This is a genomic window from Nocardia sp. NPDC051929 (assembly GCF_044548645.1).
In the GTDB taxonomy this organism is placed as follows: domain Bacteria; phylum Actinomycetota; class Actinomycetes; order Mycobacteriales; family Mycobacteriaceae; genus Nocardia; species Nocardia sichangensis.
Genome location: NZ_JBIUCG010000008.1, coordinates 1 through 23,661 on the forward strand (window position 1 = coordinate 1; position 23,661 = coordinate 23,661).

Sequence of the window (23,661 nt, forward strand, 5' to 3'; positions counted from 1 at the left end):
CGGCCATCGGCGCCACACCCGCCACCAACTCCGGATCCACCAACGGCTCCGGCTCCGGCTCAGGCTCCCGACCCACACCCCCACCCGGCGCCGCCCCCACCCGAGGAGCCACCACACCACCCGGTTGACCAGGCACGTTCACGCCCGACTGCTGGCCAGGTACGCCCGCCAGGCTCGCCGGGGGTGGACTCGAAGCACCGGCCTGCACAGCAACACTCGGCCCCCCAGGAGGCCCCGGCTGCCCGGCACCGCTGGAGGTACCGGATGCAGGAGCGCCCGGCTGGCCGGGCGGCGGGGGACCGCTCGGCAGTCCCGGCGCAGCCGTGCCCGGTCGTGACCGTTGCTGATCCGGTCGGCTCGACCACGGCGTCGCGGGCCCGGTCCGCTGATCTTCCGCCGTTTCCGGCTCTTTTGCTTCGACCTCAGCGGGCCAGATTTCAGCAGAGGTCATGACCTTCCCCCGGTTGTCTGTGGCCATCGGCGGATAGAGGACGCCCGAGCGGTAGCTTCGAGCAACGGGTGGCAGATGTTCATCCGACCCTTCCTCATAAGTCGCTGTGAACTGGTTGGCAGCCTGGACATTTCGCGCTCGTCAGTGTAGATGGATGCGGTCCGGCCCTTCCGGTTCTACCAGCGTCGCACTTCCCCGAGTTGGGAAGCCTCGACAATGAAGACGTCGAAAGTAGGTCTCACTCATGGTCGATCGTCGCGTATGCCCGCTCCGGTCGATGGTGAGGGGTTCGATCGAGAGGCGGACTTTGCCGTGGTGAGGCACGGGCCTTGCGAGCCTTCGGCCCAGGTGGTGTCGATCGCAATGAACGCAGGTGAAGACTGGACGGCCGACCGTCATGGACCGGCACTCCGCCTAGCATCCGGAAGGTGATCTCATGGGCTTCTTCGGTATTCCATGGAAGGATGTCGCCAAGTTCGCGGTGACCACAACGGCCACCGTCGCCGGTGGCGCGGTCGGATCGCTTATTCCCATTCCGGGGGTCGGCACCACGTTCGGCGCCATGGTGGGGTCTTTCGCGGCGGAGACGCTTTGGGACGGCATCTCGACCGGCAACTGGGGTGACGCAGCTAGTAGAGGCGCCGAATCCGCCGCCTTCTCGCTCCTCGGAGGCGGGGCCGGTGGTGCCCTCCGGGGTGCGGTCGCGACCATGGGGGGCCGAAATCTGGCCGCACGGGCACTTTCGGGCGCGTTCAGCCCGGCTGTCGCGACTACGAGGGCCGTGACGGGCAATGCGGCCCGAGGTTGGTTGGCCGGTGCCGGTGTGGCGGCCGGTATGTCGAGCTTCCGGCCCGGTGCGGGGCCGCCTCCGCCGAAAGAGCCGCAAGCTGTTCCGGACAAGCTCCCGGTGCGTCCGGCGGGTGTGGAATATCGAGGCACTAGTTCGGCCGCGCTGGTGTCTCCATGAGCGAGGACATGCCGACCCTGTATGTCCCGGACGTATATTCCAAACGGTGGCCGGCGGAGCGGCTCAAGCTCTATATCGCGGTTCATGATTTTCTGGAAGTAGATAAGGGCGACGACAAGTGCCTGCACACGACTCTCCAGATGGGCTGGGAATATCTCGGTAAGGGCAACGCGGAAAAAATGCCGATCAAGGCGCCGGTGCCGCAGGTCGACCTGAAGAATTATTCGGTCAGGGCTGCCGTCTTCGAAGACTACGCGATGGTAAACGACAAGCTGGTGAACACTTTCGAGAAGATGGAGAAGCGGGACGTCGGGGTCGCGAAAAAGGTCCACAATTCGAAGGTCTCCGTAGAGACCGCCAGAGACGGCTATAAGAACAAACTCATTCCATATCTCAACACCCAAGCCGCGGCTCCGCCCCCGGATCTGGATGAAAACCGTCATGTCATGACGTACGTCACCGAAGGTTGCGAAAAGTCTCTGCAAATCACGAACACCACGAAATCCGAGCAGGAAGACATCGCAAAAGACATCAAAGGTGATTCCGACGAGACCGACAAGATGACCAAGGACCTCCAGGATCGGGTGAAGGCGCTGGAGACGGCCGCGGCCAATCCGACGGGGTATCCGCAGAACGTCGACACGTCGAACTACCCCACGACCGGCAATAACCAGACGACCCCGCCTGCCGTGGACAACAGCGGCTTCCCCACCGGCCTGGACAGTCTCGACGACCCGACTTCCGGCACGACGCCGGCAGATCTGAACGGCACCGGTACGGACCGCACCGGTCTGAACAATCAGACACCCAACGGTATCGACCCCACCGGAACCACGCCGGGCGTGACGACACCCGAGACTCCGAGTGTGCCGTCGCCGGCCGCCACGTCGCCTGCGAGTTCCGGCCTGGACGCGATGTCCATGCTGCCGTTGATGTTGGGGACACTCGGGAATCGTTTCGGCGCTGACACGGACCTGAACAGCCGCCGCGCGGCGCTGGATCCGCGTCGCTACGACGACGAACTCGATCCGGTGTACCCGCAGCAGGTCGCGTCGCCGACCGTCGCGCAGCCCGCGGCCGCACAGCCTGCCGCGACGGCCCCCACGACGCAGCACACCGGCGCGCCGACCGGGACGACGACTTCCACACAGCCCGCGGTGGCGCCCGGTCGGACACCGGGTGCGGACGGCAGCGTGGTCTACACCTTCCCCGACGGACGCACGCAAAAGGTTTCCGCGATGCGCGCCCAAGTCCTCGACGCGGCGTTCGGCAACAAGAGCGGCACCGACGCGCAGAAGGCGTACGAGAAGACGTCGTCGAAGTGGTCGGACAAGAAGCAGATCGGCGCTCCCATCGATCCTTTCCAGGCGATGACCGGAGACGTCGGTATCTGGGAGAAGCGCACGGCGGTTCTCGTGGTATTCCCTTCCGACACGGGTGGCACGATGGAAGTCATCGTCGACGGCGAGCTGAAACCGTGCAATCCAGCTGAGATGTCCGACAAGGCAGGAGAATTCGGTGCGTTCCAGGGGTTCGTGCACCCGAAGGACACCGATGTGACCGCGCCGGTGGACGGGGGCGCGCCCTCGGCGACGCCGGGCACGGCCGATCAGTCCGCGAACGCGGCAATGCCGGTTGTCGCGGTACCCGCGGGCTGATCGCGCGAACAATGTGGCAGCGGCAGACGAGGATAGGAGGTCGCGATGGCGCTGAATGTGGATCCGCAGGAACTCGTCGCTGCGGCGTCGAAACTCGCCGGGGTGGCGCGCGATACCGGGGCGGCGATACCCGGCGGATGGGTGGTACCCGCGGGAGCTGACCCGATTTCCGCCGCGGCGGTGCCGCAGCTCAACGCGCAAGCCGCGTCTCTGCTCAATGGCATGGCGGGTGTTCTCACCGATATCCAGCGCACCGCGTACAACATCGGCACGGCGGCAGCCGAGTACACCGCGGGCGATGACGAGGGCGCACGGGCCATCAACGGCAGCGGCGGTGAACGCCTGGCCAATCCCGTCGGCGATGTCCAGGAAATCGGCCAGCGGCGCCCGCCCGCGCTGAGGTTCCCCGTCGCGGGGGGCGCCGTCGACCCGTTGACCTTCGCCCAGCAGTTGCACTCGGGTCCCGGGCCGGGCGCGGCGAAGGGATTCGCGGACGCGTTGCGCAAGTTCGCCGGAGGACCGCACCTCGCGGTCGTCGACGGAGTGGACTCGGCGACGCGGTCGATGCAGCACTGGGAACCGGTCGGCGCGAAGGCGGCGTCGGAACTCGGCCGGCGCCGCGGATGGCTCGACCAGCTCGGCACGGGTCTCGGTCTGCTGGCCGACGGAATCGACACCTACAGCGACGCATTCCGCACCGCGAAAGCGAAACACCCCACGCCGGAAGAGATCATCGCCGCGCGCAAGGAGCTCCTCGCGGCGATGCGCTCCAAGAACGAAGTCGGTATCCAAGCCGCGCTGGCGAAATTCAACGAACAGAACGCTCGTTCGGCGGAGACGATCACCGGGTATTCCACCGAGGTCGGCTCGAAGGTCGGCACCGGCAAAGGCACCGGCGATGGCAAGGGAAGCGGTAACGGTGACAGCAGCGCGTTGAGCCAGATGCTGCCCGCCTTGATGAGTGCGATGACTTCGGCCGGAATGCCACTGAGTCAGCTCGGCAAGTCGGATCCGTCGGAGGCCTACGACGACTACGGCGTCGATGACTACGGTTACGACGATCTCGGCATTCCCAGCGGCCTCGGGACGGGCAGCCCGAGCGGGATGCCCGCCGGCAGTCCAGGTCTCGGCATCCCGGATGTCGAGGCCGAAACCGTCGCGGCGACCGCTCTTCCGGTGGCCGCGGCGGCCAGTCTGGGGTCGGGCATGCCCCGCACGGCGGTCATCGAACCACTCGCCGCGTCGTCGGCCGCAGGGGCAACTGCCGCGCGTGGCGGATCGCCGATGATGCCGTACATGCCGATGGCGCCGGGTATGGGCAACGCGGGAGGCAATGGCAACGACCGCAACCGAGTCGTGGCGTGGCATCCGGACCGCTTGATGTATGTCGATGACACACCGCACACCGAAGCGGTGATCGGCGAACGGCCGACCATAGCCCCGACCGTGACCCCGCCGACGCCCGGCCCGGGCAACCAGACACCGACCCAATCCGGAGGTAACGCATGAGTGAGCGCAGCGAGGTGGAGCCATGAGTTCCATCCACCCGGACGTGCAGGCGGCTTTGGACGCCGCCCGCAATCTGCGGCACCGGATCGCCGAGATGCGGGAGAAGATCGACAACATCAGGGCGCGCAGGCCGTCGCCCAGCGGCGCGGTCATCCCGGAAGTCGACGCGATGGGCAGGCTGACCGACCTCTACCTCGCGCCGGGCACCGCTGCTCGGCTGACCTGCCCCGAACTGGTCACCGAGATCATGGCCGCCATCCGGGAGAGCACCGCCGACGCGGCACGGCAGTACCAAAGCGTCATGGAGAACCCCGTCGACGCGGCCGAGCCGATCGCCACCGCTTCCGGGCAGGCAGGATGACCGAGCCGGCCCCGGACGTCACCGTCGCGGACACGGTGCGGTGGCTGCACGACGAGGGGCTGGTCCGTCTGGCCGGGGTGGCGGACGGCATTTCGGAGACGATCGTCGCCTACACGATCGATATCGCCACCGGAACCGTCTCGGCGCACCCGGCGACCGGCGGCGCGGTCGGTGCGGACGTGGTGTCCCTGGCCGCCGACGATCTGCCGTACCCGGCGGGCACCGCCAGGCGTCTGGTGATCGCCGGTGTCACGAATACGGATTCGGTTCTCGTGGTCGACTTGGCGGCCACCCTCACCATCGCGATCAACGCCGACCATCCCGAGCAGGCGGCTCGCTCGTGGGTGCTGCAACTGCTGTTGAATCCCGAGGTCACCATCACCACCAACAGCGCGGACGTCGCGATCGGAACCAGCGCCCGGCTGCGGCAGAGCTTCATTCCCGGCGGCGGCGCGACCTTGATCAACGTCGACGACACCCGCCCGCCGCTCACGGCCGTCACCTTGAACGCGACCACCGATGGTCCAGACCATCTCGATGTGGCCACCGACGGCACCGGTGAGATGTATCTCGGCGCCCGGTTCTGGCAGTTGCGCCAAGTCATGCGCATCGAGGACTCCGCGTGGTCCGCGCTGGCAGCGCGTCTGGAATCGGTGTCCGACGAAGCCGACTACTTGATCGATCCTCGCCCCGGCGAACGAATCTCGGAGAGCAGCCGATGACCGACATGCACTCGTTCCAGGTCGATGACTTCGATGTCGACGACGACGGTGAGCGCGAAGCCGCCCCGCCGGACTGGCGGAACCTGACCTACGAGGTGTTCAACCCCGATCACACCGTCGGCGTCGGGTGCGACCGGGACGGGGAGATCATCGGCCTGTACATCACCGATGACGCCCGCGACAACGGCGACGAGTGGCTGGCGTCCCAGATCGTCAAGCTCGCGCGGTTGGCGCACGCGAAATCGCGTGTGGGCCTGCGGGCCGAGATGGAGTACAAGGGCACCCGTTCCTACACGATCGACTCGTTCGATCTTCCGACCGAGGCGTCGTATCGCGCCATGGAGGAATCCGAGTTCCGACGCGACACCTGAGTGCCGACCGCCGCAACGGCGAGACAGGACAGCGACAATGACCGACAGACTCGACACCGACCCGCCGCACGAGGTGATCGCCACCGCCTACAAGTGGGGGACGGCGATGACCACGACCGGCGGTCGGGCGAAAGGGACCGTCGACGGCTTCGTCGCGCCGCGGCGACCCGAATCGGAGCTCGACCGCCAACTCGTGGCGAAAACGGAGTGGATCAGGACCACCTTCGAGCGTGCGGTGCGTGCCAACGGCCGCCGGGCGGAGGCGACCACGCAGTTCGCGGCACGGATCTCCCACGCGCACGGTGACCACGATCGAGAAGGCGGCGCCGCGGTGCGTAGCGCCGAACCCATCTGACTCGCTGATGGAACCGGAGCGCAGCAGTCCGTACTGGACCGAGATCGTCAAAGACAACTGGCCGGCGATTTCGCCGGGAGACTGGGATGCGCTCGAACGTCTCGCGCGCGACGGCGCGGCGGGGTTGGATCTGCTCGAGGCCGACGGCAAGCGCCGCGACTTCGACGAACGGGTTCGCGCCAGCGCCGCTCTGGACCCGATCAAGGACGAGATGCTGCGCCAGAGCAAGAATCCGCAGGCGTTCGCCGACGCCTTGGAGGCGGCAGCCGACACCTTTCGCTTCTTCTCCGACCTCGTCTACCGGACACGCCACAAGATCCTGGACGTGGTCGATGAGGCCACCCGGAGGATCAACGCGACGAAGCGGGCCGCCGCGGCGGAGGAAGACGAAGCCGACGCCCAGGCGATCCGGAACCGGATTCCCGGAATAATCAACGCCGCCCGGGACGACGTCGAGGATATCGTCCGAGCCGCGCTCGGCGCGCTCGGCCCGAACGACCTGCCCAGTTTGAATCGGATCGGCGATGCGCTGAACCAGCCGGGGCCTTGGGAGCCGGAACACCGCAGGGCGCACGACCACAGCGGTGGCGACCACCAACAGAACCGTCCCGCCACGGATCACTCCGGCAGCCCACGGCAAGACGGATCACCGCGGGTGAACGGGCCGAAGGACGATTCGCCGGTTGCGGTGTTCCCCGGAAAAGTCGATCATCGACCGACTGTGGACCCGGGCGAGGTGCTGTTGCCCGGTGACGAACTCGGGCAACAACCGAATCCGGAGCCGGTGCAGGACACTCCGGTCGTCCCTTCGGCGACGAACCCTGTGCCCGACCAGCGCACGCCCGGTGGGACGACGACCGTCCCCGTGAGCAATTCGCCCGGTGGGGTCCTCGACAACGGGCCCGGTCTACCTGCCGCGAGTGGCGCGCCGCGCACACACATCACCGACAGCGAGCCCCTGGCTTCGCATGACGATGTGCCGGAGGACGGCCACGACCAAGGTGTGCCCGGTGCGGACGCACACGGTTCACACGGAAGGGACCAAGATGTCTCGGTCGATAGAACCGAGTCCGCGAGTCCCGACCGTTCCACTACCGTTTCCGCGGCGGAATCGCACGACACCGTCGCACCCGACCAGATCACCGGTTCCTCCGTGCCCGGGGCCGACCCGGTCGCATCGGCGCCACCGCCGTTGATTCTTCCTCCGCCTGTCGCGGCGCCTGTTGCTGCCGCGCCGCCCGCATCGTCTGTAGCGGCCACACCCGCCGCCTCGGCCCCGCCTCCCGGATCATCGGTCTCCGCTCCAGCGGCACAGGCGGGCTCGGGTCCGCCGCCAGTCCAGCCGAAGCAGACCACGGTCGCGCCGAGCGAAACCCGTGGACCGGCCGCCGCGCCCAAAGTCACGGCGGTGGGCGCGACGCCACCTCCCGGGGCGAGCGGCACCGGCCGGGCGCAGCCGCCGGAACGGACCGAACAGCGTGCTGATGCGGACAAGGACGACTCCGACGACTCGATGCGCACCGTGGTGGGCGCGGCCATGACGTCGGCGGCCGCACCGGCATTCGTCCTGGGCGAGCGAGTGGATGGCGACCTGGTGCTGGCCCGCATGCTGCTCGGCGGCGTCCTTGCCGCGGGCGGCGACGCGGTCCTCGGGCTCGGCTGGGCAGTCTCGGTGATGCGTCATTCGAGCGGCATCACCGCGTTCATCACCTCGAACGAGGGCCGCGGCTGGATGCCCGCCGGGCTGTACCTGCCGCGTGAGATGTCCACGCCGTGGGTGTGGGAGGTGGCCCAGAGCGCGTGGGAGGGTGTCGCCGATCCCGCGCGTGTTCTGGCCGAATTCGGAATCGCCTGGGGCCGCAAGTCCGGTGCTCGGCTGACCGCCGTCGTCTCTTCGGAGGAAGTCGGTGCCGAGTTGCGCCGGCAATTGGGTGACGTGCCGATCGAAGGGGAAGTCCCCGCGGCTTCGGCGATGGACTTCAGCGCGCCGAAGCCGAATCTGGTCGACCGCCTCGAACTGATCGGAGCTCCCGCGCTGGTGCAGCGGGCCGCGACCACGCCGGAGTCGGAGGTCGGGGTGCGATGCTGGGAGTTGGCCTGGGACGCGCATGCCCGGGTCCACAAGGCGGGTCTGGGTTCCCCCGCCGCGCTGGCAGCGCCTGCGACACGGGAGCGGATCCTCGGCGCGCTCCGGCCGGGCCGTGAGGTACCGCAGGAGTGGTGGGAGGAGCTGCGGGATGCCGACGACCTGCTCACCGCGACGATGCTGTCGCGGCGTGCCGATGTGTCCAGGGTCGCGCTGGGCGAGTTGCGCGCCGATCAGGCCGACGGCCGGTACACGTCGGAGATGAGCGCGTTGCGCGCCATGGTTTTCGAGCGACGCTGCGACGAACTCGTGCTACTGCTGGCGGAGGACGCGACACGCCGGCGTCTGCGCGACGCGGTGTACGCGCACGCGCAAATCGTGGGTCATCCGGACTTCGTCGCACCGGCTCCGGGCCCCGCTGCCGCCCGGACTCGTCGCCCGACCATCACCGCGGGTCCGGGTCGGTGAGGATGGGCCGGGCGCCGCAATAGACGAAAAGCGCAACGGCCCAATGCCACTGATCAAAGCGTGAACCGGGCAAACGCCGCGCACTACCCATGGCTGGGAAGGATTGACAATAGTGGGACGTGTGGTGGGAAAGGATCTGATCGAGCATGCCGAACAGCATGGAAATCGACCCTGCGGTTTTGCGTCAGCTGGCCGACCAACACCGCCGGGTCGCGGCCGATACCAGGGAATGGGCCAAACCGCCCGCTGACTGGCTCGCCAACTTCCTGCCCACCTACGGCAAGATCGCCTATCCGGTCTACGAAGCGCTGGAGCGTTATTACGATGCGCGCCAGCGTGCGGGCGAGGCGCTGGCCATTGAACACGACCGCACCGCCGACTCGTTGCAGGCGTCTGCGGCCGCCTATGAGCGGCACGACTCGGAAGCCGCTTCGGTGATCCGGCGGCTGATGGACGACTCCGGTCGCACGTCCCCGACCGGGCCCGGCGGAAGCCCGACCGATCAGTACGGTCCGGGCGGCACGAGGACGCCGGTCGGTTCGGCGCCCGGCGACAGCCCCGTGTCGGCAGGCCCCGTTTCGGCGGGCCCGGCATCGGCGGGCCCGGCATCGGCGGGCCCGGCATCGGCCGATCCCGACGGCGCCCAGAACTACCCGCTCGGTACGTCGCCCGGCGGCCCTAACGGTGCGTCGCCCACGGGTACGGGTGTGCCCGGAGCGACCGCCGCGCCGACGGAATCGGTCGGCACCAATGGCGCTGGAACGCCGAACGCGGCCGGCGCGACGCCGACAACAACGGGGGGACCGTCGAGCACCGGCGTGACCGCGCCGACGACCGGAGGCATGCCTCCCGGTGGAGTCGGGCCACTCAACGCGAGCCCGGACGACCGAGGCGCCACGCAGCCGACCAGCGGCGCGACCGGCCGGTCGGACATGCCGCCCATGCCGGTCCCGGTCGCGAGCCCGTTCGCCGCCGCTGTCGCCTCGGCGAAGGACAAGCAGGCCGAACCCGCCTACGTGGTGGGCAGCCGGGTGAACGACGATCTGGTGCTGGCCAAGACGCTGCTCGGCAGCGTGCTCGCCGCCGTGGACTCTCCGGTGGGTATGGCCTGGGCGGTCGCGGTGATGCGCGGTCCAGGGGGAATCGGCGTCTTCATCACTTCCAACGAAGGACGTGGTTGGTTGCCCGCAGGACTGTTCCTGCCGCGTGAGGTTTCCACGCCGTGGAACTGGGACGAGTTGCTCGCGGCCGACGACGGTGCCGGTTCACCGTGGGAGGGTGTCACGGATCCGGCGCGGGTACTGGCGGAATTCGGCCTGGCGTGGGGCGGCAAAGCGAACGCGAGCTTGTCCGCCCTGGTCTCGTCCGGACCGATCGACCCAGGCTTGCGTGCCCGATTCGGTGACGCGGCGATGGAAGGACTTGTCGGTCCGGTCTACGACGTCGACCTGCGCGCGTTCACCCCCGACACGGCTGACCGCCTCGGTCTTGCTGGTTCGATCCCCGGCCTGGAGCATGTCGCGTCGGTGCCCGACGCGAAGGTGGCTTCTCGATGTGTGGAGCTGGCCGCGGATGCCCACGCACAGGTCGGACGTTCCGGACCGGTGCCCGCCGAAGCCGCCACGTCGCGCACGGTGCGGGAACGGATCCTCGCCGAGTTGCAAGCCGGGAGGGTCGTGCCGCGCGCACTGTGGGACGAGCTGCGCGACGCCGACGATCTGCTGGCGGCCTCGATGCTCGGGCAGCGGGTCGACGTGGGCCGCGTGGAGATCGGCCAGCTGCGGCTGGATGCCGGGGTTTCCCCGTTGCGCAGTATGGTTTTCGAGCGACGATGCAACGAGCTGGTGCTGCTGCTGGCCGACGAACCGGGCCGACAGACTCTGCGCGACGCTGTCTACGCGCACGAACAGATCACGTTGCATCCGCAATTCGTCTCGACACCGGCGCCCGTCTCTGCCGCCGTGCAGCCCGAGCGGGTCGCTCGGCCCGAGACGGTTCCCTCGGTCACCGCACCGGAAGTCGCCGGAGGGCCGCCGCCCACCATCGTCGTCGCGCCTTCGACGCCGCCGCCGGTGGCGCCGCCGGAGCAGGCGTGAAAGCTGAACTCGTCTAGAGTTTTTCGGAGGTACGGACGCGGTGCGGTAGGGTTTCACACCCACCTCGCCGCGACCCGGATCGCGCGATACCTAGCCAGCAGCCGTGCTACGCGAAACCGGGCTGTGCATGGGGGCGAGGGCACACACAGGAACCGGCAATTCCGACCGAGTTGCGGTGACGGCCCATACCGGGCGTCAAGGACCGGTCGAAGACCGGCGGTTATACGGGGAGGCTGCGCTGCCGTGCTCACGTGACCGACGCGGCAGACACCGATAGTTGCGTTGATCCACACGGCCCGCGCCGACGCCTGCCCGCCGGACCCCGATCGTGCCAGGCGGATAGCCGGGATATCGAGCGTGCGAGCCAGCTACACGCGGGATCACTTCGAGCGGCGACCCAACGGCCGCTCGACTATGCGTCGATGACCGAGCTTTCTTCCCGATCCGGTTCGCGCTCCTCCACCGCATCCTGCACGGTCTGGCTGTCGGGCCGGTCGGCGGCGGACCTCTCCCTGGTCCGCCGAGCAGGGATGACGCCGGGTGATCCGGTGGCCGGAGCCCCGTTCTGTTCGTCGGGCGGCGCGGTATTCGCCGCCGGGGCCGCGGTGACGCCGCCGGGCGGCGCGGTGGCCGGTTGCGCTCCGGCCGGCTGCGCGTTCGGGGCGCCCTGCGGCGGCGCGACGGCAGGCGCGGCCTGGTTGCCGGGTGGCGGCGCTTGGCCCGGCTGTCCGGGAGCGCCGTTCTTCTGGTTCTCCTCGGCCTTTTTCGCCTTGTCCTCTTCGGCCTTCTGCATCATCTGGGGTATCTGCGAGATCAGCGGCATGGCCGCCATCGGCAGCATCGCCAGCATCGGCAACAGCGACGACAGTCCGCCGTCGCCGCCGCCACTGCTGCCGCCGGAGGTGCTTCCCCCGTTGGCCTGGCCGCCGCTCGAACTTCCGTTGCCGCTGCCGCTTCCGCCGCCGTTGGCCATGTGATCGTTGAGTTCGGCGATCGCGGTGACCTTGTCGTAGACCCGGTCCACCGCGGTGGCGACAGCTTCGAGATAGGGAAGCTCGTCTTTGGGCTTGAGTTTGCGCGTGCCCGCGCGCTTCAGCGTTTCGTTGAGGTTGGCGACGATATCTTGGATGGATTTCACAGCCCGCGCCTGCTCGCTGGCCACGGTCTGCGAGGTCCTGATCACCTTGTCGTCCATCTGCAGCAGTTGAAACTGCTTGGCCTCGACCTTGTCGACGCTTTTGCGATATTCCTCGTCAGCTTCGCCCTTGCCGAGGGTTTTGTAGAAGTCGGGCTGCAGCAGCTCTTCCACGTCCGGCGGCGGCTTGGGCATGCCGCGGCCGAGCAGGTCGACGGCGGTTTGGATGGCGGTCTCCGCCATCGCGATGAAGGCGCGCAGCCCTTCCGACGCACCGGGCGGGCAGTGCAAATGGATCGGCACCACATGCTTGGCGTCGGAGGCATAGCTCGCCAGAGTGGCGGATGCGGACGCCGTTGCCTTCTTGGCTTGGGTATTCGTCGCCGTCGTTACCATGCAGCCGCCACCGCCTCTCAGAAGTCACCCTCATTCTCCCGGCTTCCCGATTCTGGGAAGTGGTTCATAGTTCGATTACCCACCCAGGAATGGGAATACGGCGGAATCGGTTCGGGCGACACAATATTTGGAAGCGTGTGAGAGGCGGTCGGTGATGAGCGATGGCGAGTCGGTCGAATGGCACCGGCACTGACGAACGACCTGGACGGAGTGCTCCGATCGCTGCTTGCGCTCTACGGCGACGGCCAGCCCGCCGGCCAGGCGGCGACCACGACCCAAGCGATCGCCGCCGACCTGGGTGCCCATTCCGGCGTGGCGGCGCGTCGGTACGGCGAGGCGCAGGGCATGCAGTTGTCGATCGCGGAATCGCATGCGGGCAAGGACAGCATCGTGCAGAAGGCCGTGGGCGAATCCGGTGACGGAACAGTCAACAGCCGCGGTCGTCTGACCAACCAGATCGCGGATCTCCAGAGCCGGATACAGGCGATCGCCGCGGTGGGCGACACCCGCTTCAGCGGTCCCGCGTTGCTGGATGCCGCGCAGACCACCATCTCGAATGCCACCAAGCAGGTCGACGCCGATGTCGCCGCCGCGCGTCAGCAGGCCGCGCAGATCATGCCGCCCGCGACGCCGGTGACCCGGCAGGCCGGGCACGGCGGCGCTCCTCGGCGGCGGCGACGGACGCGTTCCAGGGCCAGGTCCTCGTCTCGGTTGCGTCGCAGCGGCATGGTGCCCTCAGACGGGACGATCGGCAGCAACGCGGTACTGGCCGCCAGTAACTGGCTCGGCACGCCGTATGTCTGGGGTGGCGGCGGCGCGGGTGGTCCGAGCGGCGGCGGATTCGACTGCTCGGGCCTTACCCAGTACGCCGTCGCCCAGGCCAGCCACGGGGAAGTGGTGTTGCCGCGCACCACATACGAGCAGATCTACAGCGGGGTCCGGGTGCATCCCGAGGATGTGCGTCCCGGTGACCTGGTGTTCCCTGCCAGCTCGTTCAGCACGAGAGGGCCCGAGCACGTGCAGCTGGCCGCGGGCAACGGGATGGTCATCGAGGCGCCCTACACGGGTTCGACGGTGAAATGGTCACGTATGCCGAGCGAAGCCGTCGTCGTGCGGGTGCTGTGAGCCGGTGACCGCGGAGGAGAACGCAGCGTGGCCATAAACATCCCCAGCGAGGTCGCGCTGTTCCTCAACATCTGCGGCATCCCCTACCCGGACATCAACGAGGACGATGTGCGTGCCCTCGCGGGGCATGTCCGGACCTTCGCCGAGCAAGTGCGGGATACGCACGACTCGGCGACCGGTGTGATAAACCAGATGGGCGCCTTCTACTCTGGCGAGTCCTACCAGCAGCTGGTCGCCACCTGGGCGGGCATGAGCGCTACCCACATGAGACAACTCGACAGCGCCTGCGAGCTCGTGGGGCAGGCCCTCGAAGTGGCGGCGACAGTGATCACCGCGGTGAAGATCGCCGTATTGGCCGAACTCGCCGCCTTGGCCGCGACCTATGCATCGATGATGGTGACGCCGCCGCTGGCTCCGTCCGCGCCGCTGGTCGCGGCAGCTGCGCGCCGCCTGTGCGAGGAGATGGTGCAGTACCTGGTCGGCTACATCGTCGCCGAGGTCGTCGGCAAAGCCATCGAACCGCTCGAGCAGGCCATCGACGACATGGTCAACGGGATCGTGTACGACGCCACCCGCAACGCCCTCGACATCCCTTCGTCGAGCGGAGCCACCCGGTTGGACATCGACCCCGACGCGGTGCAGCATTTCGCAAAGGTGCTCGATGATCACGCCGACGACATCATGCGGCACGCGGCGACATTCGCCGAGAACGTCGCGGAACTCGACTTCACGACATCGACGCCGTTCGACGATGTGGCGCAGCACACCGCGACGGACACTCCCACACCGCACGGTCCTGCCCCCGCAGCGCGGGAATTCCCGGTCGGGCGCGACGCACAGCCCGGGTCACGCTTCGCTCCGGCTGCACAGGGGAACATTGGTCTCGACGGACACCGCACCGACAACGTGCGAGTCCCCGTCGCGATGCGCGATGCCACGAACGCGATAGGTAACGGGGACCGGCCGGTCGAACGGAATGGATCCGAAGGCCGCGCGGGTGGTCCGGTCCAGGCCGGCGACCGGTCGGCCACACCTGCCGGTGCGGACCCACGTGATCCGGCCGCGGATCCCGCGAGGAAATCACCGGTACCCGATATCGCGCGCAACGGTGGGGATTTCGAGGCGGCGCAGCGACCCGCCGGGCTCGAGACCCCCCGTGCCATCTCCGCGCAAGCGGATGCCGCGCCGGTCGCCAATCGTGATGCGATGCCCGAGGTTTCGGCGCGCTCGACGCCCGACGCCGATGTGCACCGGCCCGGCTCGGCATCCGACGCGGTTGCGCCCGCCGGCCAGCTGTCCGTAGCGGACCGGTCCGCGGTAGAGAGTCCCGTCATGGGCGATTCGCCGAGTATTCCGCCCATCACCCAGCAGGGCTCCACCGCGGCGTCCACCCCTTGGGGGCGTGCCGTGGCGCAGTCGGGCCCGTCGAATCCCGCACCGCCGAAGCCCGAACCTCCGGTGAAGGCCACTCCGAAAGCCCGTCGGCCCGCGGTGACCCCGTGGACCAAGACCCGTCGTACTCGGGACGTTCCGGCCGTGGTGCACGCTCCGTCCGCGCGACCGCCGCTGCGCTTGGTCCGGGAGAAGGGGGCCGAAGCGGGCGTCGACAGTGTCCATCTCGCCGACGCGGCGGCGGCTCCGTCGCGGGTGACGTCGTCCGATCGCGTGGATCCGCCGGGGGCGCGCGACTGAGCGGACGATCGATGGCACAAGAAAACCCATTCCCAAGCACGGGAATGGGTTGCTGAGTCGAAGTGGTGGCAGTGGTAGACGTAAACACACCGTGCTACCGGCCTGGGTGTCGTACCCCCGCAACGGCCGGTGGCCTGCCGGTGCCACCGGCCGTTGCCTTGGGTTCAGATCGTCAGGATGAGGGACTGGCGATCTGTGTTCAGACAGTACCCTCTTCTGTCGGAACGTTCAATAGTGTGCACCTAAATAGCGGCAAGAAATTTCGCCAGAGCCTCTCACCTGCTGCGCGGCGGCTGGAGGGACCGGATCGCGGCTGGCCAGCCGCCGCCTAAGGGGTCGTCTGCAGGCGGATGTTTGCCGACCCCGAGGTAAACATACCGTTAACTGATGGCACGTTCAAAATTGGCATGTCCCGGCTCGGCGGCTGGCGTGCTGGGGTATTCCCATTGCTGGGAAGTAGTCGAGTCCTGGGCGTGACCGCCGGAATCTATCGTTCGATGAGGCTAGATCGGCGGAAGGGAAGTCCGAGTGTCAGCGGCCGAGGACGCGTTCTACACGGGTGTTCAGAATCTTGGGTTGGTCGCCGGTGGCGTGCGCAACGAACAGCACGCGGCGGCAGCGTTTCGGGCTGCCACCGATCTCGACCCGGACATGTGCGATGCCTGGCTCGGGCGCGCCATGGCGGGGGAGGTCACCTCTGAGGTGATCTATGGCGCCTATCGCTCGGTGCACAACCTCTACCGCGATCAACAACGGGCGGGTCTGGTCGATCGCGCCCTGTGGTGCCAGGTCGAGATCGGCATGTACGGCCTGCGCGTCGCGATGGCCGACCGCGACCAGATCGCCATCGCACAGGCGTGCTCGTATGCCGAAGGCGGTGAATGGCAGGAGGCCGCGGCGATTCTCGACGAGGTTCCGCGCGACGACGTATCCGATTTCGTGCGTATGTCGCTTTACTTCCGGACGAAGCAATGGCCGGATGTGCTCACGCTGCGCAGCGCGCGGCCGGTACTGGAAGACGGTCTGCTGGACATCGCCGCGGAGTTGATGACCGCGCAGTCGTTGGCGCATCTGGGTCGCTTCGGTGAGGCCATGCCGCGCGCGCAGCGGATCGTGGAGGACAGCTCCTCGGGCAGTCTGTCCTACATCTGGGCCGACGCGCACTTCTTGCTCGGCATGCTGATGCGGCACAACGGCGACCACGAAGCCGCCGACAAGGTCCTCAAAGGACTACAGGGCTCGGCGCTGTGGCCCGAGCGCGAGGAATGGCAGCGCGCGGTTCGGGACAAGGCGTACCGATTCGAGGTCGCCACCGCGGAACTCATCGCCTCCCGCACCAACAAGTGGGATCCGAAGACGGGTGACGATCCGCGCGAGGCGGCCGCCAGCGCGGCGCGTGCGGAGCGAGAGAGTCTCCTCGCGGAGGCTTCTGATCTGCTGCAGGCGCAGATCGGCATGGACTCGGTCAAAGAACAGGTCGACCGGCTCAAGTCAGGCGTGCTGATGGACCAGGTGCGCGCCAAGCGCGGGCTCGCGGTGGATTCCAAGTCGCAGCATTTGATCTTCTCGGGGCCGCCCGGCACCGGCAAGACGACCATCGCCCGTGTGATCGCCAAGATCTTCGCAGGCCTGGGTGTCGTAGAGAACGCCGATGTCATCGAGGTCTCCCGCAACGACATGGTCGGCACCCACCTGGGCCACACGGCCCCCAAGACCAACGCGCTGATCGACACGGCGCTCGGCGGTGTGCTGTTCATCGACGAGGCGTACACGCTGATCCAGGAAGGTCTTTCCGGCGGCGACGCGTTCGGCAAGGAAGCGGTCGACACGCTGCTGGCCCGGATGGAGAACGATCGCGACAAGCTCGTCGTGATCATCGCGGGATACGAGGACCAGATCGACCGGTTCCTCGCGTCCAACGACGGTCTGGCGTCCCGCTTCACCAAGCGCATCCGCTTCGCCAGCTACGGCGCAGACGAACTGGTGCAGATCGCCGAACACATCGCGCGGAAGAAGGACTCGATCCTCTCCGAGCAGGCACGCGAGGTGCTGCGGCTGCGGTGCGAGGAGTTGGCGGGGCAGACCAAGAACGGCAGGCGATTGATCGATCTGGCCGGCAACGGTCGTTTCGTGCGCAACGTGGTCGAGGCCGCCGAAGCCGAGCGCGACTATCGCTTCACCAGGGAGAACGCTGATATCGCCGCGATGACCGACCAGGAGCTCATGACGATCGACGCGTTCGATGTCACCGCGGCGCTGGAGGGTTTGGCGCCGAGCACGCGGGTGTGAGGCGTCCGCTGATCCACTGTTCCCAAGGTTGGGAATAGTGGTCGTATTCATGCCGTAACCGCTGGTTACGGTGTGGTGGCAGGGCGGCGGAAGGAACGAGAACCGGTGGCGCGCTTCCGGGTTGTGACCAAACACCAGATTTCCGGCTGGCGCTTTCTGCTGCGCCGGATCGAGCACGCGCTGGTCCGGCGCGACGCGTCGATGATCGATGACCCGCAGCGCGGTCGCTCGACCGCGCTGACCGTCGGCATCGCGCTCGCGTGCGTGATCATCGCGGGCGCCGCCGTGCTGGCGTTCTTCAAGCCCGCCAAGAAGGTGGGGGACTCGAAGATCATCGCGGAGAAGGACACCGGCGCGCTGTTCGTGCGCGTGAACAACCGGCTGTTCCCGGCGCTGAATCTGACGTCGGCCCGGTTGATCGTCGGGTCCCCCGACAAGCCGGTGCAGGTCTCCCGGGACGAGCTGTCGAAATTTCCCCGCGGGCCGTGGGTCGGTATTCCCGGTGCGCCTGGCAGCATCGTCGACACCGGCGAGAGGGATTCGTCGTGGACGGTGTGCGACACGGCGCGAACCGGTGCTGCGGCGCCGGTCAACCCCGCGACCGGTCTGCCGACCGTGAGTCGCTCCGCGGTGCGCACGACGGCGATCGGCGGCCCGCTCACCGTGGACGGCGACGCCAATCGCGCATTGGGGGAGGGTGAGGCACGTCTGCTGCGCGACGACAACACGACCTGGTTGGTGTACGGCGACGCCGAGAAAGGCGTGGTGCGCGCCGCGATCGATCTCGCGACCACCGCGGTGGCCATGGCGCTCGGCATCGATTCGACCGCTCCGGTGATGGCGGCGTCCAAAGGCTTGGTCAACGCCATTCCCGAGGCTCCTCCGTTGCGGGTGCCCGACGTACCGGGTAAGGGCGAGTCGGTCACGCTGAACAATGGATTGACCACGCCGGTCGGGTCGGTACTCACCGTATCGACACCGGACCAGGGAGTTTCGTACTACCTCGTCTCACAGTCGGGGTTGGTGCGGGTCAGCTCGGTGCTGGCGGCGATGGTGCGCAACGCCGACTCGCAAGGCGCGGTGTCGACCCGCACCGTCGGGCCCGACGTGATCGCGGCGAACCTGCGTCCAGGTCAGTGGCCGGGCACCGCCACCTACCCGACGCGTCCCATTCGCCTGGTCGACCCGGAGCGATCCGGCGTGACCTGCTTGCACTGGTCGCGCTCGGGAAACGATCCGAACGCGGCCACCGAGCTGTTGGTGGGGAGACAGTTGCCGCTGACGAAGGACGAACAGGGTCGCGCGGTGGATTTGGTGACCTCCGCCGCCTCACGCGGCACCACCGCGGACGCTGCCTACCTGCCAAGGGACACCGGCCGTTTCGTGCAGGTGACCGGCACCGAGCCGGGATCGCCGTTGCGGGAATCGCTCTACTGGGTCTCCGACAGCGGCGTGCGCTACGGCCTCATCACCGAGCCGAACAGCGGCGGCGGCGGCGATCCCACCTTGACCTCGCTCGCCCTGCGCGCCCCGGTCCCCGCGCCGTGGAGCATCATCTCGCTCTTCGCGGTCGGACCCGCCCTGTCCCAGAAGGAAGCTCGCATCCAACACGACGGAATTCCGAACAACAAGATCGTCGCCGGGCTCGGGGGAACGCAGTGACCAGCACTCGCCGATTCGTCCGGCCCGCACGGATGGTGCGCGGTCCCAAAGCACCCGCCGTGACCGAGTTGCGGTTGCAACCGCCGACGGAGCTGCCCAAACCGGTTCCGCCTTCGCGGCTGCGGATGATCATGCCCGTGGTCATGGTCGCGGCCATGGCAGGGATGATGGTCATGATGTTCCGCGGCGGCGGTGCCATGAACCCGATGACGCTGATGTTCCCGGCCATGATGGTCGTGTCGATGTTCGGCATGATGGGCGGCGCCTTCGGGGGCAATTCCGGCGGTGCGGCGAGCCTGAACGAGGAACGCAAGGACTACCTGCGCAGTATCACCGACAACCGCAAGATGGTGCACGCGGCGGAAGCCGAGCTGCATACCTTCCTCCGCTACACCCACCCTGGTCCCGACGAGATCGCCCGGTTGATCGGCGGCAAGCGGATGTGGGAGGTGCAGGTCGCGAGTCCGCAGTTCCTGCGCGTGCGGGTCGGCCGCGGGCGCATCGCCAACCAGGTGCGCGTGATCGTCCCCGAAGCCGCGCCCACGTTCGATCTGGACCCGGTCGGCGTCGTCGAGCTGACTCGCTTCGCCAAGGCCTATTCCACGGTCGGCGGCATGCCGGTCGCGATCAATCTGCTGTCGGCGCCGCAGGTGGGCATCGACGGCGACCCGCGCCTGGTGTCGGGGTTGGTCCGCGCAATGATCGCCGAGGTGGTAGTGCTGCACGGACCGGACCAGGTGGCGGTCGCGGCGGTGCTGTCCGACCCGGACGCGCCGGAATGGTCCTGGCTGAAATGGCTGCCGCACACCCAGCATCCGAACGAGACCGACGCCATCGGCTCCAGCCGGATGGTCTACCGCACCGTCGCCGAACTGCGCACCAAGGTGCTCGCCGGACTCAATCGCGGTCCGTTCTCGGCGAATTCGCAGCCCACCTTGGATCGCACGCACTTCCTGCTGCTCGTCGACGTCGCCGGGCCCGCGAGCGACCGTGACATCTCCGGCATCGACGGCTGCACCTGGTTGCGGCTGGGCGCCACCGAACAGAATCTGCCGCGGGCCCTGCGTTTCACCGTGCGTGACGACCGGTCGCTCAACGAAGTGACCGTCCGCGGCCTGCGTCGCGTCGGCGTCGCCGACACGCTGTCGGTGGCGGCGATGACCAGGATGGCGCGCAGTATCTCGCCGTACCGGCTGTCCACAGTGGTGGAGGCGGTGGCCGCCGAGCAAGCCAGCGGCGGTACCTCCTGGGAGGAAATGGTCGGTCTGCCCGATCCGGGCGCGGTGCGCATCGATCTGCAGTGGCCCCGGCGCCGAGACGCGGACCGCTCGCGGTTGAACATCCCCTTCGGGCACGATCCGGCGGGCAGTGTCGTCTATCTCGACATCAAGGAGTCCGCCGAGGAAGGCATGGGCCCGCACGGCATGTGCATCGGCGCGACCGGTTCCGGCAAATCGGAATTCCTGCGCACGCTGGTGCTCTCGGCAATCGCCACGCACTCGCCGGACGTACTGAACCTGTTGCTGGTCGACTTCAAGGGTGGCGCCACCTTCCTCGGCTACGACCGCCTCTCCCATGTCACCGCCGTCGTGACCAACATGGAGGAGGAAGCCGATCTCGTCACTCGTATGGAAGACGTGATCAACGGTGAAATGGCCCGCAGGCAACGTATTCTGCGCGACGCGGGCAACTTCGCCAGCGTGGCGGACTACGAACGAGTGCGCGAGCAAGGCGCGGACCTGCCCCCGATGCCCACGCTGCTGATCATTCTCGACGAGTTCGCCGAACTGCTCGAACAGCATCCTGGCTTCTCCAAACTGTTCGTGGCCATCGGCCGGCTCGGTCGATCGCTGCGCATCCACCTGTTGCTCGCCTCGCAGAAGGTGCCTGCCAACCGGATGGGCGAACTCGAGGCGCACTTGTCGTACCGAGTTGCCCTGCGCACCAACCAGACCAGCGACTCGCGCGACGCCATCGGCACCGCCGACGCCTATCACTTGCCGAAGAAGCCCGGCGCCGGCTACCTCCGCGTCGGCGCAGGCGATCTGCAACGGTTCCAAGCCGCGTATGTCGGTGAGCCTTACACCGCGCCGGTGCAGAACTCCACGGCCAACGCACAGCGGGTGCGGCGTGCCGGGGGCGGATACCGGCCGCCGCAGCGTTTCACCGCGGTGCATATCGCCGACGCGCGTCCGGCCTCGATCGCCGCGCCGCAGCCGGTCGCGCCGACGCCCGCGTTGGAAGGCGAGCCGGTGACCATCATGGAGACCGTGCTGCAGCAATTCGCCGGCCACGGCAGGCCCGCGCACAAGATGTGGCTGCCGCCGCTCGGCACGCCGCCCACCCTCGACAAGCTCGTCGGTGCCGTTCCCCGAGGCGCGCTGCAACTTCCGCTGGCGATCGTGGACAAGCCACGCCAGCAGCGCCAGGACGTGTGGTCGGTCGATCTGTCCAGCGCGGGCGGCCACGTGGCCGTGGTCGGTGGCCCGCAGTCGGGGAAGTCGACCGCGCTGCAGACCCTGGTCGTATCGGCCGCCATGACCCACACGCCCGAACAGGTGCAGTTCTATTGCCTGGACTTCTCGGGCGGCCTGTCCGGTCTTCGCACCGTGCCGCATGTCGGCTCCGTGGCCTCCGCACGTGACACCGACCGTATTCGACGGACTTTCGCGTTGATCAACAACTTGATCGCCATGCGACAGACGCTGTTCACCGAACTCGGCATCGACACGATGCGTGAGTTTCGGCGTCGCCGCGGCTCCGCCGCCGAGTCCGCGCGGTTGACCGCGGCCGGCGATGTCCACGGGGATGTGTTCATCGTCGTCGACGGTTGGGACATCGGATTCGCGACGAATGGGCCCTTCTACGACGAGTACATGCCCACGATGGAATCCATTGCGGTACAGGGCCTCAATTACGGTATCCATCTGGTCATCAGCAGTTCGCGGTGGGCAGCGATCCGGCCACAGATCAAAGACATGGTGCAGACCCGCCTGGAAATGCGGTTGGGTGACCTGACCGATACGGTTTTCACCGGGCAGCGGAGTGTCGTGGCGGCCATCCCGCCGAATCGGCCGGGCCGGTGTATTTCCTCTGAAGGATTGCACATGCTCACCGCACTGCCACGTGCGGACGGGAATGGCGATGCCGAGTCGGTTGCTGCCGGACTGACCGCCGTTGCCGACCAATTGCGGCGGACACACGACGGTCGTACGGCACCGGAAGTGAGGTTGCTGCCGAGCCAGGTCTCGCTGAGCGAGGTCCTCGCGCGTATCCCCGAGCCGACCGATCTCGCGCAGCGACTGGTCGTGCCGTTCGGTGTCCGGGAATCCGACCTCGGTCCCGCTGTGCACGACTTCGGCGTATCTACGCATCTGGTCGTGCTGGGCTCGTCGGGATCCGGAAAGTCGACGGTGGTATCGGCACTGCTGGAGTCCATCCGCACCCGTTTCACCAAGGACCAGGCGCGGGTGCTGCTGATTGATTACCGACGCCAGCATATGGAAGCCTTGCCCGACGACCAGTTGGTCGGCTATCTGACCAGCGCTCGGGATCTCAGCGAGAATCTGCCGCCGTTCGTCGCCAAGATGCGAAGCAGGCGTCCGCCGGACAATGTGACACCGCAACAGCTCAGGGATCGTTCGTGGTGGAGCGGGCCGGAAATCTTCGTCGTCATCGATGACTACCATATGGTTGTCCAACGCGGACAGCTCAATCCGCTCGATCCGTTGCGGGAGCTCATGATCGATGGCCGCGATACCGGGCTGCATGTCGTCGCGGCCCGGAATATCGCCCAAGCCGATTCCGCGATGTACGACAGCGTTCTCGGGCAGATCAAGAACCTCAACTGTTCCGGCGTCATCCTCGATGGGTCGAGGCTGGACGGCATGCTCATCGGTGACGTGAAGCCCACCAAACAGCCGGTGGGAAGGGGAATCTTCGTGGAGCCGCTGCATTCCCGCAAGGACTTGGTCCAAGCCGCGTGGACGCCGGAGTGAACGCGCCGCACGGCCGAGGTTCCTTTGTCCCCCAAGGTTGGGAATAGCTTAGCGTTCTTGGTGTACCGCTCGAGTGTGAGTGGCACCGATCGATTGGAGGCTTCGATGGTTCCAGTGCCAGTTCCTACCGAACAACTTCCCGTGATCAGTGCCCGACTCGGTGCCGCGAAGCCGACGCTGTGGGTGACTCGCATCGACAGCAATGTCGGTATCACCGAACCGAATCCGTACCACAACGCTTCTGTCCCGGTCGGAATTCACTATGAGACCGCCGATTCGGTCTGCGACGCTCTCGTCAGCCGTAGCGCCGCCGCTGTCGG

15 protein-coding genes are annotated in these 23,661 nt (G+C 67.5%); 14 read left to right on the forward strand and 1 reads right to left on the reverse strand.

The window, feature by feature from the left end; translation table 11 throughout:
* Positions 1 to 887: 887 nt before the first annotated feature.
* The 9 genes from ACIHAX_RS11790 (at position 888) to ACIHAX_RS11830 (ending at position 11,044) form a co-directional block, all read left to right on the forward strand.
* Positions 888 to 1,418 (forward strand): hypothetical protein, encoded by a 531-nt coding sequence (locus ACIHAX_RS11790; protein WP_364431800.1) that lies wholly within the window; start codon positions 888 to 890, stop codon positions 1,416 to 1,418.
* Entirely contained in the window at positions 1,415 to 3,076 is a 1,662-nt protein-coding gene (locus ACIHAX_RS11795) for a hypothetical protein (RefSeq protein WP_364431803.1), read from the forward strand. Before ACIHAX_RS11790 ends, ACIHAX_RS11795 begins: the two co-directional genes overlap by 4 nt.
* Before the next feature lie 45 nt (positions 3,077 to 3,121).
* On the forward strand, positions 3,122 to 4,585 hold the full coding sequence (locus ACIHAX_RS11800) for a PE family protein (RefSeq protein WP_364431806.1): 1,464 nt from the start codon (positions 3,122 to 3,124) through the stop codon (positions 4,583 to 4,585).
* Between the two features lie 22 nt (positions 4,586 to 4,607).
* The gene (locus ACIHAX_RS11805) at positions 4,608 to 4,946 is read left to right on the forward strand and encodes a hypothetical protein (protein ID WP_364431809.1); all 339 of its coding nucleotides are present in this window, start codon (positions 4,608 to 4,610) and stop codon (positions 4,944 to 4,946) included.
* Complete coding sequence (locus ACIHAX_RS11810) at positions 4,943 to 5,668, forward strand: hypothetical protein (protein WP_364431812.1); 726 nt, start codon at positions 4,943 to 4,945, stop codon at positions 5,666 to 5,668. The genes ACIHAX_RS11805 and ACIHAX_RS11810 overlap by 4 nt, the downstream gene beginning before the upstream one ends.
* A complete protein-coding gene (locus ACIHAX_RS11815; RefSeq protein WP_364431815.1) occupies positions 5,665 to 6,039 on the forward strand; it encodes a hypothetical protein in 375 nt (124 codons plus the stop codon). Before ACIHAX_RS11810 ends, ACIHAX_RS11815 begins: the two co-directional genes overlap by 4 nt.
* Before the next feature lie 37 nt (positions 6,040 to 6,076).
* Positions 6,077 to 6,394 carry a hypothetical protein gene (locus ACIHAX_RS11820; protein WP_364431818.1) on the forward strand — a complete coding sequence of 106 codons (318 nt, stop codon included), beginning with the start codon at positions 6,077 to 6,079 and terminating at the stop codon, positions 6,392 to 6,394.
* A 7-nt stretch (positions 6,395 to 6,401) separates the two neighbouring features.
* The gene (locus ACIHAX_RS11825) at positions 6,402 to 8,948 is read left to right on the forward strand and encodes a hypothetical protein (protein ID WP_364431821.1); all 2,547 of its coding nucleotides are present in this window, start codon (positions 6,402 to 6,404) and stop codon (positions 8,946 to 8,948) included.
* Between the two features lie 146 nt (positions 8,949 to 9,094).
* Positions 9,095 to 11,044 carry a type VII secretion target gene (locus tag ACIHAX_RS11830; RefSeq protein WP_397277222.1) on the forward strand — a complete coding sequence of 650 codons (1,950 nt, stop codon included), beginning with the start codon at positions 9,095 to 9,097 and terminating at the stop codon, positions 11,042 to 11,044.
* Positions 11,045 to 11,456: 412 nt separating this feature from the next.
* Here ACIHAX_RS11830 and ACIHAX_RS11835 read toward each other — a convergent pair whose 3' ends face one another.
* Entirely contained in the window at positions 11,457 to 12,422 is a 966-nt protein-coding gene (locus ACIHAX_RS11835) for a hypothetical protein (RefSeq protein ID WP_397277224.1), read from the reverse strand.
* A 330-nt stretch (positions 12,423 to 12,752) separates the two neighbouring features.
* Here ACIHAX_RS11835 and ACIHAX_RS11840 point away from each other — a divergent pair, with 330 nt between their 5' ends.
* The 5 genes from ACIHAX_RS11840 to eccCa all read left to right on the forward strand — a co-directional run bounded on the left by ACIHAX_RS11840 (position 12,753) and on the right by eccCa (position 23,341).
* Positions 12,753 to 13,700, forward strand: coding sequence for a C40 family peptidase (locus ACIHAX_RS11840; RefSeq protein ID WP_364431830.1), 948 nt, complete (start codon positions 12,753 to 12,755; stop codon positions 13,698 to 13,700).
* A 27-nt stretch (positions 13,701 to 13,727) separates the two neighbouring features.
* Positions 13,728 to 15,392 (forward strand): hypothetical protein, encoded by a 1,665-nt coding sequence (locus ACIHAX_RS11845; RefSeq protein ID WP_364431833.1) that lies wholly within the window; start codon positions 13,728 to 13,730, stop codon positions 15,390 to 15,392.
* Positions 15,393 to 15,920: 528 nt separating this feature from the next.
* Complete coding sequence (eccA, locus tag ACIHAX_RS11850; RefSeq protein ID WP_364431836.1) at positions 15,921 to 17,681, forward strand: type VII secretion AAA-ATPase EccA; 1,761 nt, start codon at positions 15,921 to 15,923, stop codon at positions 17,679 to 17,681.
* A gap of 105 nt (positions 17,682 to 17,786) precedes the next feature.
* Positions 17,787 to 19,343 (forward strand): type VII secretion protein EccB, encoded by a 1,557-nt coding sequence (eccB, locus tag ACIHAX_RS11855; RefSeq protein ID WP_364431839.1) that lies wholly within the window; start codon positions 17,787 to 17,789, stop codon positions 19,341 to 19,343.
* On the forward strand, positions 19,340 to 23,341 hold the full coding sequence (gene eccCa / locus ACIHAX_RS11860; protein ID WP_364431842.1) for a type VII secretion protein EccCa: 4,002 nt from the start codon (positions 19,340 to 19,342) through the stop codon (positions 23,339 to 23,341). Before eccB ends, eccCa begins: the two co-directional genes overlap by 4 nt.
* Positions 23,342 to 23,661: the final 320 nt, after the last annotated feature.

Coding starts and splice junctions, on each gene's coding strand:
- ACIHAX_RS11790 (WP_364431800.1), top strand. CDS start 888: ATGGGCTTCTTCGGTATTCCATGGAAGGATGTCGCCAAGTTCGCGGTG.
- ACIHAX_RS11795 (WP_364431803.1), top strand. CDS start 1,415: ATGAGCGAGGACATGCCGACCCTGTATGTCCCGGACGTATATTCCAAA.
- ACIHAX_RS11800 (WP_364431806.1), top strand. CDS start 3,122: ATGGCGCTGAATGTGGATCCGCAGGAACTCGTCGCTGCGGCGTCGAAA.
- ACIHAX_RS11805 (WP_364431809.1), top strand. CDS start 4,608: ATGAGTTCCATCCACCCGGACGTGCAGGCGGCTTTGGACGCCGCCCGC.
- ACIHAX_RS11810 (WP_364431812.1), top strand. CDS start 4,943: ATGACCGAGCCGGCCCCGGACGTCACCGTCGCGGACACGGTGCGGTGG.
- ACIHAX_RS11815 (WP_364431815.1), top strand. CDS start 5,665: ATGACCGACATGCACTCGTTCCAGGTCGATGACTTCGATGTCGACGAC.
- ACIHAX_RS11820 (WP_364431818.1), top strand. CDS start 6,077: ATGACCGACAGACTCGACACCGACCCGCCGCACGAGGTGATCGCCACC.
- ACIHAX_RS11825 (WP_364431821.1), top strand. CDS start 6,402: ATGGAACCGGAGCGCAGCAGTCCGTACTGGACCGAGATCGTCAAAGAC.
- ACIHAX_RS11830 (WP_397277222.1), top strand. CDS start 9,095: ATGCCGAACAGCATGGAAATCGACCCTGCGGTTTTGCGTCAGCTGGCC.
- ACIHAX_RS11835 (WP_397277224.1), bottom strand. CDS start 12,422: ATGGCGGAGACCGCCATCCAAACCGCCGTCGACCTGCTCGGCCGCGGC.
- ACIHAX_RS11840 (WP_364431830.1), top strand. CDS start 12,753: ATGGCACCGGCACTGACGAACGACCTGGACGGAGTGCTCCGATCGCTG.